The sequence below is a fragment of the Pseudomonas sp. FBCC-B545 genome, assembly GCF_059134095.1.
In genome coordinates, this window is record NZ_CP101441.1 from 1,887,740 (window position 1) to 1,897,514 (window position 9,775).

9 protein-coding genes are annotated in these 9,775 nt (G+C 61.9%); 3 read left to right on the forward strand and 6 right to left on the reverse strand.

What is annotated here, in order from left to right; genetic code table 11:
• Positions 1 to 90: 90 nt before the first annotated feature.
• From NMB39_RS08830 to NMB39_RS08850, 5 genes are read right to left on the reverse strand one after another with little or no spacing between them, the layout of a single operon-like run.
• Positions 91 to 852, reverse strand: a complete 762-nt coding sequence (locus tag NMB39_RS08830) for an enoyl-CoA hydratase/isomerase family protein (protein ID WP_494339403.1) — start codon at positions 850 to 852, stop codon at positions 91 to 93.
• A complete protein-coding gene (atuD, locus tag NMB39_RS08835) occupies positions 849 to 2,006 on the reverse strand; it encodes a citronellyl-CoA dehydrogenase (protein WP_494339402.1) in 1,158 nt (385 codons plus the stop codon). Before atuD ends, NMB39_RS08830 begins: the two co-directional genes overlap by 4 nt.
• A 23-nt stretch (positions 2,007 to 2,029) precedes the next feature.
• On the reverse strand, positions 2,030 to 3,646 hold the full coding sequence (gene atuC / locus NMB39_RS08840; RefSeq protein WP_494339401.1) for a geranyl-CoA carboxylase subunit beta: 1,617 nt from the start codon (positions 3,644 to 3,646) through the stop codon (positions 2,030 to 2,032).
• Between the two features lie 4 nt (positions 3,647 to 3,650).
• Positions 3,651 to 4,523: an SDR family oxidoreductase gene (locus tag NMB39_RS08845; protein WP_057023006.1), complete on the reverse strand. Its 873-nt coding sequence runs from the start codon at positions 4,521 to 4,523 to the stop codon at positions 3,651 to 3,653.
• 12 nt (positions 4,524 to 4,535) lie between these two features.
• Entirely contained in the window at positions 4,536 to 6,314 is a 1,779-nt protein-coding gene (locus NMB39_RS08850; RefSeq protein ID WP_494339400.1) for an acyclic terpene utilization AtuA family protein, read from the reverse strand.
• A gap of 153 nt (positions 6,315 to 6,467) precedes the next feature.
• Between NMB39_RS08850 and NMB39_RS08855 the strand changes: the two genes are divergently transcribed.
• Together NMB39_RS08855 and NMB39_RS08860 are read left to right on the forward strand one after the other, a co-directional pair.
• Positions 6,468 to 7,091: a TetR/AcrR family transcriptional regulator gene (locus tag NMB39_RS08855; protein ID WP_046071823.1), complete on the forward strand. Its 624-nt coding sequence runs from the start codon at positions 6,468 to 6,470 to the stop codon at positions 7,089 to 7,091.
• Positions 7,092 to 7,184: 93 nt separating this feature from the next.
• On the forward strand, positions 7,185 to 7,973 hold the full coding sequence (locus NMB39_RS08860) for a substrate-binding periplasmic protein (protein WP_198719142.1): 789 nt from the start codon (positions 7,185 to 7,187) through the stop codon (positions 7,971 to 7,973).
• 185 nt (positions 7,974 to 8,158) lie between these two features.
• Here NMB39_RS08860 and NMB39_RS08865 read toward each other — a convergent pair whose 3' ends face one another.
• Positions 8,159 to 8,710 carry an RNA polymerase factor sigma-70 gene (locus NMB39_RS08865; protein WP_043049829.1) on the reverse strand — a complete coding sequence of 184 codons (552 nt, stop codon included), beginning with the start codon at positions 8,708 to 8,710 and terminating at the stop codon, positions 8,159 to 8,161.
• A gap of 301 nt (positions 8,711 to 9,011) precedes the next feature.
• Here NMB39_RS08865 and NMB39_RS08870 point away from each other — a divergent pair, with 301 nt between their 5' ends.
• Complete coding sequence (locus NMB39_RS08870) at positions 9,012 to 9,764, forward strand: thioesterase II family protein (RefSeq protein ID WP_057023002.1); 753 nt, start codon at positions 9,012 to 9,014, stop codon at positions 9,762 to 9,764.
• The last annotated feature ends 11 nt before the right edge of the window (positions 9,765 to 9,775 follow it).

Below are 9,775 nucleotides of genomic sequence, written 5' to 3' on the forward strand. Positions count from 1 at the left end.
GATTGGCTGTTCTGGCCTCATCGGGAGCAAGCCCCCTCCCACATTTGAAATGCATTCCAACCTGTGGGAGCGGGCTTGCTCGCGAAGGCGTCATTCGCACCACCGTGGCTTGCGCTTGTGCACAAACGCCTGTGTGCCCTCAATCCCTTCCTCGCTCGCGACTGCCTCGGCAAACCACTGCGCCCCGCGGTCCAGCACTGCATCAAGCGGCTCATCCACACTGGCCAACAACAACGCCTTGGTCCGCGCATTCGCCCCCGGCGCGCACTGCAACACCTGCCCCAGCACTTCGTCCAGGCGCTGCGCCAGTGCTTGGGCATCGTGCTCGACGAAATGCGTCACCCCCAGCCGCTCGGCTTCAACCCCATCGAACCGCGCCGCCGTCAGCGCCAGTCGGCGTGCCTGGGTCAGCCCAATACGCTTGACCACAAAGGGTGCAATCTGCGCCGGCAGCAACCCCAGGCGGGTCTCGGGCAAGCCGAACTGGGCCTGGTGGTCGGCGATCGCAATATCACTCACGCACGCCAAGCCAAAGCCGCCGCCCAGCACCGCGCCTTGCAGCAACACAATCACCACCTGCGGTACGGCTTCTACCTCTTGTAGCAAGGTGCCAAATGCCCGGTTCAACGCTTGCAACTGAGCGCCTGCGCCAACCAAGTCCTTCACATCGGCCCCCGCGCAAAAGTGCCCGCCCGCACCACTGATCACCACGGCGCGCACCTGGCTGTCCAACTGTGCCAATACCGCACGCAGTTCCTTGACCATTGCCAGGCTCATCGCATTGCGACATTCGGGCCGGTTGAGGGTGATATGCAGCACGCCGTTATGGGCTTCGAGCAGCAACGTGTTCATGGCTTTTTACCGGGCAGGGTGCCCATCAGTTTGCAGATGATGCCCAGCATGATTTCGTCGGCGCCGCCGCCAATCGACACCAGGCGCACATCGCGATAGGCGCGGGCTACCGGGTTGTCCCACATGAAACCCATGCCGCCCCAATATTGCAGGCAACTGTCGCTGACCTCGCGGCCAAGGCGCCCGGCCTTGAGCTTGGCCATCGACGCCAGGCGAGTGACGTCCTGGCCCTTGATGTATTGCTCGGTGGCCTGGTAGACCAAGGCGCGCAGGCATTCGATTTCGGTCGCAAGTTCGGCCAGGCGAAAATGGATCACCTGGTTGTCGATCAACGCTTTGCCGAAGGTCTGGCGCTCCTTGCAGTACGCGATGGTGCTGTCGATGCAGTACTCCAGGCCCTTGATCATATTGGCCGCGCCAAACAGGCGTTCTTCCTGGAATTGCAGCATCTGCATCATGAAGCCCGCGCCTTCCTGGCCGATGCGGTTGCGCTGCGGCACGCGCACGCTGTCGAAGAACACCTGGGCGGTCTCGGAGCTGTGCATGCCGAGCTTTTCCAGGGGCGGGCTGACGCTGATGCCCGGGCTGTTCATCGGCACCATGATCAGGGATTTGTTGATGTGCGGCTTGTCATCGGAGGTGTTGGCCAGCAGGCAGATAAAGTCGGCGCTGGGCGAGTTGGTGATCCACATCTTGCTGCCGTTGATCACGTAGTCGTCGCCGTCCTTGCGCGCATGGGTCTTGAGCCCGGCCACGTCGGAGCCGGCGCCGGTTTCCGAAACACCGATGCAGCCGACCTGTTCGCCGCTGATGGCCGGGCGCAGGAATTCGTCGCGCAGCTCATCGGAACCGAAACGGGCCAGGGCCGGGGTGCACATGTCGGTCTGCACACCGATGGACATGGGGATGCCGCCACAGCCAATGGTGCCAAATTCTTCGGCGGCCACGATGGAGTAGCTGTAGTCCAGGCCCATGCCTCCGAACTGCTCCGGCTTGGAAATGCCCAGCAGACCGAGGTCGCCGGCCTTACGGAAGATTTCATGGATGGGAAAACGCCCGGCCTTTTCCCATTCATCCACATGGGGGTTGATCTCGCGGTCGACGAAAGCGCGCACGGTGCGGCGCAGTTCCTGATGTTCCTGGGTGAAGATCATTTTTATGGTTCTCCTGGCCGTCGTTAGAAACGCGCTACACCAAAGCTGTTCGGTTGCAGTTGTCGCCGTTCGGCTTCATCACAGATATCCAATAGAAACCCGAGCAAGGTACGGCTATCCCGTGGATCGATCAGCCCGTCGTCCCACAGGTTGGCGCTGCCGTAGAGTGCGGTGGATTGGCTGTCGAGCTTCTGCGCGGTGACCTGTTCGAGCATGTCCAGCACCTTGGGATCGGGCACCAGGCCGTCCTTCAACTGCTTGGCTTCGGTGACGATGCGCAGCACCTTGCCGGCCTGCGCGCCGCCCATCACCGCCGTGCGGCTGTTGGGCCAGGCGAAGATAAAGCGTGGGTCCAGGCCGCGGCCGCACATTGCATAGTTGCCGGCACCGTAGGAACCGCCGACCACAAGGGTGAGCTTCGGCACGCGGGCATTGGCCACCGCCTGGATCATCTTCGCGCCGTGCTTGATCACCCCTTGCTGTTCGGACTCGGTGCCGACCATGAAACCGGTGGTGTTATGCAGGAACAGCAGCGGCGTGCGGCTCTGGTCGCACAGCTGGATAAACTGCGCGGCCTTGCTCGCGCCCTTGGGCGTGATGGGGCCGTTGTTGCCGATCACGCCCACGGCGCGCCCCTGGATCTGCAGGTGGCCGCAGACGGTGTGGGCGTCGAACTCGCCCTTGAATTCAAGGAAGTGCGAGCCGTCTGCCAGGCGTGCGAGGATCTCGCGCACGTCGTAGGGTTTTTTCGGGTCATCGGGGATCAGCCCCAGCAATTCTTCAATGGGATATAGCGGCTCTGCGTAGGCACGTTTGGGCGCGAGGGGCAGACGCTGATTCCACGCCAGCAAGCCGACAATTTCACGCACGATGCGCACGCCGTCGGCATCGTTTTCCGCCAGGTACTCAGCGGTGCCGGCGGTTTGCGCGTGCATCTCGGCGCCGCCCAGTGCCTCGTCGCTGGCGACTTCGCCGGTAGCGGCCTTGAGCAACGGTGGCCCGGCGAGGAACAGCTTGGCCTTGCCGCGCACCACCACCACGTAATCCGACAAGCCCGGTTGATACGCACCGCCGGCGGTGGCGGAGCCGTGCACCACGGTGATCTGCGGCAGGCCCATGGCCGACATCCGCGCCTGGTTGGCGAAGCTGCGCGCGCCTTCGACGAAAATCTCGGCGGCATAGTTGAGGTTGGCGCCGCCGCTTTCAGCCAGGGTCACCACCGGCAGTTTGTTTTCCATGGCGATCTGTTGCAGGCGCAGGGATTTTTTCAGGCCGGAGGGAGAAATAGTGCCGCCCTTGATCGCGCTGTTGTTGGCCACCACCAGCATGCGCACGCCGCTGACATAGCCGATGCCGGCGATCAACCCGCCACCGGCCGCGCTGCCATCCTTGTCGTCATGGAGTTTGTAGCCGGCAAGGCTTGCCAGCTCGAGGAACGGCGCGCCGGGGTCGAGCAGCATGTCGAGGCGCTCGCGGGGCAGCAGTTGGCCGCGCTTGTCGAACTTGGGCTTGGCTTCCTGGGCCTTGGCAAGCAGGGTGTGTTCCAGCTCGCGCAACTGGGCGATGGCGGCGAGCATGACTTCGCGGTTTTGCGCGAACTGCGGGCTGTGGGCGTCGATCAGGCTTTCAATTATCGGCATGGGGTTATTGTTCCGCCTTGAGCACATCCGGCAGGTAAGCGCGGTGGAAACCATTGAAGGCTTCACTCGGCGCCTGCGCCTTGTGCAGCGGCCACGCCCGGCTGCCCAGGCTGGCGGCGCCGTCGATGCGCAGGGTGCTGCCGCTGACGAAGGCCGCGGCCGGGCTGAGCAGAAACACGATGGCGGCGCTGACTTCCGACTCGGTGCCGATACGCTTGAGCGGTACATACTCGCGCAGGGTAGGGATCACCGCCTTGAACGCGCCTTCATAGGTGTCCATGCCGCTGGAGGCGATCCAACCGGGGGCCACGGCATTCACACGCACCCCGGCATAACCCCATTCAAACGCAGCGGTCTTGGTGAAGTTGTCCATGCCCGAGCGCGCCGCGCCGGAGTGGCCCATGCCGGGCATGCCGCCCCACATGTCGGCGAGCATGTTGACGATGGCGCCGCCGTGTTGGCTCATTGATTGGTTGAACACTTCCCGCGCCATCAGGAAACCGCCCACCAGGTTGGTGCGCAGTACGGTTTCAAAGCCTTTTTGATTGATCGCGGCCAGAGGCGACGGATATTGGCCACCCGCATTATTGACCAGGCCATGGATCGGGCCGTGATCGTGCATGACCTGGGTGACTAACGTCTTTACCGCCTCTTCATCGCGGATATCGCAGGCCAGCCAATGGGCGATGCCGCCGTCTTCGGCAATTTCCGCCGCGACCTTCTGCAGCTTCTCCGGCTTGCGCCCCACCAGGATGACACGGGCGCCAAGGGCCGCCAGTTCATGGGCGGTGCAGCGCCCAATGCCACTGCCGCCACCGGTGACAATCACGGTTTGCCCCTGGAACAGGTCGGCTTTAAAGATCGAGTTGAAGGCCACGGCGACGGTCCTTTAGCTGAGTTGATCGGCAATGTGCTGCGGCACGGCGATGGGGATTTCCAGCAACTGCTGGGCGAAGGCTTTGCCTTGCGGGTCGATGCGCAGGCTGGCGATGCCGCCACCGCCCAAGGCATTTTCCAGCAGGAAATTCATGCTGTGGCTGCCGGGCAAATACCAGCGTTCGACACGGCCACAGATCGGGTCGAGCACATGGCCCATCCAGTCGACGATCACTTCCGGGGTCAGCGTTTCGGCGATCCACGGCAGGTAGTCGGGGTGGCGGGCGATCACGCCGATATTGCTGTGGTTGCCCTTGTCACCGGAGCGCGCCACGGCGAGTTTCACCAGCGGCACACTGGCGTCGGCGCGGCCCTGGGGTTTGGCGGGCTCAATGGGTGCGGCCGGGGTGAGCATGGCGGCAGAGGCGGGCAGTTCGACAGCATGACGTTGGCCTTGGTAGTCGATGACCACTTCGCAGCACGACTTGTCGATCAGGAACGAAAACAGCCGTATCAGCGGATACACCCTGGGCCGCCCGCCGACGATGCCGGTCAAGCCTGGCGCCATGCCAGTAGCGGCCTGGGCGATCTCGCGGGCGAAGAGCACCAGCGCCTGCTTGCTCGGGTGCCGTACGGCTAGCTTGACCACCACCTCACGGCAATCCTCACGCCGAGCATGGGCGCCGTAGGTGGCTTCACTGCCGAGCAGTTCGATGTTGACTTCGGTGTAGGGCGCCCAGCCGCGTTGGCTGAACAGTTCCGAGGTCTTGTTGATGATTGCCTGGCTGACCCGCTCGGCCTTGGCTACCGCGTCAATGCCTGCAAGCAGGCAACTGGCGGTACAGCGAAAGCCATCGGGGTAGGTGGCGCTGACCTTGTACTGATCGGTGGGTGGCAGTCCCCTGGCGCCATGCAGGCGTACAGAGTGTTTGCCCTGTTGCTGCAATTTGACTTGGCTCAAATCGCAGATCACGTCCGGCAGCAGGTAGGCACGCGGGTCGCCAATTTCATACAGCAGCTGTTCGGCCACGCTGAGTTCGCTGATCAGCCCGCCGCTGCCCTCGACCTTGTTTACGGTGAAGTGGCCGTCGGCGCTGACTTCGACGATGGGGAAACCGATGTGCTCATAGTCGGGTACATCGCGCCAATCGGTGAAGTTGCCGCCGGTGCACTGTGCTCCGCATTCGATGATATGCCCGGCCAGGGCGGCCTGGGCAAGGTGATCGTAGTCTTGCCATGACCAGTTGAATTCGTGCACCAGTGCTGCGCTGACCACTGCACTGTCGACCACCCGGCCGGTGATAACGATATCGGCGCCCAACCCCAGGGCCTGGGCAATGCCTGGTGCGCCGAGATAGGCATTGGCGGACACACACACCGGTGGCAGTGGGGCACCGGTGAACATGTCGGTGACCGTGGGCAGGTGTTTGAGTTGGGAGTGCAGGTCATCGCCGAGCAACACGGCGATTTTCAGGCCGATGCCAGCCTGGTCGCAGGCCGCTTGCAGGGCGGCGGCGCATGCCTGGGGGTTGATGCCGCCGGCATTGCTGATCACCCGGATGCCCTGTTGCTGGATATCCCCCAGCAAGGGCGTGAGCACCTCGACAAAATCCGTGGCGTAGCCGGCCTTGGGGTCTTTCATGCGCGCACCGGCCAGGATCGACATCGTGACTTCGGCCAAGTAGTCGAATACCAGGTAATCCAAGGCGCCGCCGTGCACCAGTTGGGCGGCAGCGGTGCAGGTGTCACCCCAGAAGGCGCTGGCGCAGCCGATACGAACCGTCTTGCTCATGAGAAATCCTTGCTCCAATGGCTGGCGTCGAGACTACCAAGCAAGCGCTTGGTTTGTAAACTGTCGAAACAAGTTTTACCCAAGCGCTTGCTTGGGTGGCAGCTACGGCCTAAATTGCCGCCCAAGACGTCAGCAGAAGTGAAGGAGAGTCGCGTGGATGAGCACAAAGCCCTGGGGGTGATGCGCACCATGGTTGACGGTGGCCAATTGACCGACCCGGAAAGTGCGCGGGGCAAATTGCTGCAAACCGCAGCTCACCTATTCCGCAACAAGGGCTTTGAACGCACGACCGTGCGGGATTTGGCCAGCGCCGTGGGCATCCAGTCGGGCAGCATCTTTCATCATTTCAAGAGCAAGGACGAGATCCTGCGGGCAGTGATGGAGGAAACCATCCATTACAACACCGCGATGATGCGTGCTTCGCTGGAGGAGGCGAATAACGTGCGCGAGCGTGTGCTGGCGCTGATTCGCTGCGAGTTGCAGTCGATCATGGGCGGCAGTGGCGAGGCCATGGCGGTGCTGGTCTACGAATGGCGCTCGTTGTCGGCCGAAGGTCAGGCCCAGGTGCTCGCCCTGCGCGACGTGTACGAACAGATCTGGCTGCAGGTATTGGGCGAGGCCAAGGCCGCTGGTTATATCAAGGGCGACGTGTTTATCACCCGGCGCTTCCTCACCGGCGCGCTGTCCTGGACCACCACCTGGTTCCGCGCCCAGGGCAGCCTGACCCTTGAGCAATTGGCTGAAGAGGCGTTGCTGATGGTGCTTAAGTCAGACTGAGGCGCAACTTATTAAATTTGATGGCGAAAGTTGTCTCTCCAGATAAAAACGCCTAGCTTATCGCCATCAAAGAATTCAACGGTGTGTGCCTCAATGTTTTCGCCATGGCGGCTGGCTGCAGGACTTACATTATGGGCACTGGGCAGCGCCGCGTGGACGCAGGCGGGCGCTGCGCAATTGGTGAGGGTCGGTGCGGCGCACTTTCCGCCCTACACCGTGCGTCCCGAGCAAGGGGCAGACACCGGTTTGCTGCCGCAATTGCTCGAGGCGCTGAACGCTGAGCAAACCGACTATCAGTTTGTACTGGTACCCACCTCTATCCCCCGGCGTTTTCGCGACTTCGAGCAAGGTCGGGTCGATATGGCGATCTTCGAAAACCCGTCGTGGGGCTGGCAGGAGATTGCCCATACCAGCGTCGACATGGGCCTGGAGGACGCAGAAATCTTCGTCGCTCAACGCCAGGCCGGGCGCGACCAGAGTTACTTCGCCGATCTCACTGGCAAACGCCTGGCGGTATTCAGCGGCTATCACTACGCCTTCGCCAACTTCAACCCCGACCCCAAAAACATGGCCGAACACTTCAACGCCACGTTGACCTATTCCCATGACAGCAACTTGCTGATGGTGGCCCGTGGGCGTGCGGATATCGCGCTGGTCACCCGTTCTTACCTGAGTGATTTCATGGTGCGCAACGTGAGCATGGCCAGGCAGTTCCTGGTGTCGGAGCGCATTGACCAGGTGTATCACCATTACGCATTGCTGCGTCCCAAGGCACCGATCACGGGTGATGCGTTTTCCGCGTTGCTCAAGGGCCTTCGGGACAATGGCCAGATGCTGAAGATCTTTGAGCCTTATCGCATTGATGTGACACCACTGCCCTGAGATCTCACGGGGGGCAAAATGTGGGAGGGGGCTTGCTCCCGATAGCGGTGGGTCAGCCAACGTCAATGTTTGCTGGCTGACGTCTTCGGGGGCAAGCCCCCTCCCACATTGATCGCGTTCGACATCTGTTATCAGAGGCCAGTCGAATCCCCGCGCCGCTCCTTCCACATGTGTTTGCGCCGCGTTCAAACCCTGCGCGCAAACGTATCACTATGGCTGCCCGAGACCTTGCGGCAATGCACCAGCGCGTCGCGAATCATAAAGTTCACCAGCGTCGGCGACACCCCGAGTTCCTTGGCGATATCCTTTTGCGGCACGCCATGCAGGCGGTACATCTCGAACGCGTAGCGGGTGCGTTGGGGCAGTTGCGTCAGGGCGTCGGCGATGTTTTCCAGAGTGTTGAAATTGATGTGGGAGGTTTCCGGTGAAGCGCCGTGAATAACCACATTCAAGCCTTCCTCTTCGGTCCCGGAGTATTTGAGCTCCAGGGCCTGCTTGCGGTAGTGATCGATGGCCAGGTTGCGCACGATCTGGAACAGGTAGCTCAGCTGGGCCTTGAACGATGAAGTGATCGTCGGCGCAGACTGCAATCGGAAGTAGGCGTCTTGAACCACATCTTCGGCGCGGGAGCGGCAACCGGTGATACGTGCCGCGATCTTCACCAGCATGAGCCGGTTGTCGACAAAAGCCTGGAGAAGGGGTGAATCGCACCTGCCTGTGGATACTTGTTCCGTCATGGAAATCACCTTACTGCTATTAGGTTAGGGGAGGGCGTCCCTGCTGAGGCCTCCTACACATCGGGCAACAAATTATGCTGAATGATAATGATTGTCAAATGAGAAGGCGAACTAATCTTATGCCTTTGTGGAAGGTGTGAACCACGTCTCGCTCGTCCCCGACGACTAATTATTTACCTCTGCCGTCCGTTCTTCTGGGTGACAGGCCTGTTAGTACAACGGCCAAGGATCAGTACCCGCAGGAGGACCAGATGGGTTTTTATCGTGCAATCGGCATGTTGCAGTTTGGAGTCCTCGCCTCATGAGTGCGCCACCCCGGCTGCGCCTGTTTTGCCTGCCGCATTCAGGCGCCAGTGCCTCGGTCTACGCCCGCTGGCGTCGCGCCCTGCCGGATTGGCTGCAGGTGTGCCCGCTGGAATTGCCCGGGCGCGGCCTGCGCATGGACGAGCCGTTGCAGCGCGATATCAAGGCCCTGGCGGCGCAGTTGGCCGAGGAAATCAGCGATGAACTCGACGGCCCCTATGCCCTGTTTGGCCACAGCCTTGGCGGGTTACTGGCCTTTGAATTGGCCCATGCCTTGAGTGCGCGCGATGTGCCGGCGCCGCTGGCGCTGTTCGCTTCCGGCACCGCCGGGCCGGCGCGACGCGATGTCAGTGAATACGCCGTCGAAAAAAACGATGCCGAACTGATCGCCCGCTTGCGCCAATTGCAGGGCACCGCCGAAGAAGCCCTGGCCAACCCCGAGTTGATGCAGTTGATGCTGCCGATCCTGCGCGCTGACTTCCTGTTGTGCGGCAGCTTCACCTATGGCGAGCGCAAGCCCCTGGGCCTGCCGATCCATGTGTTCGGCGGCAAGCAGGACAGCGTGCGCGCCGACCAGTTGCTCGACTGGCAGCTCGACACCGCCAGCGGTTTTTCCCTGGACATGTTTGACGGCCACCACTTCTTCCTCGTGCAGCACGAAAGCGCCGTGCTGCGTTGCGTGCGCCGCTATACCGAGGAACACCTGGCGCGCTGGCGCACCGATGCGGCGCGGCAACGGCTTGCCGTCTGATCGCTCGCCAC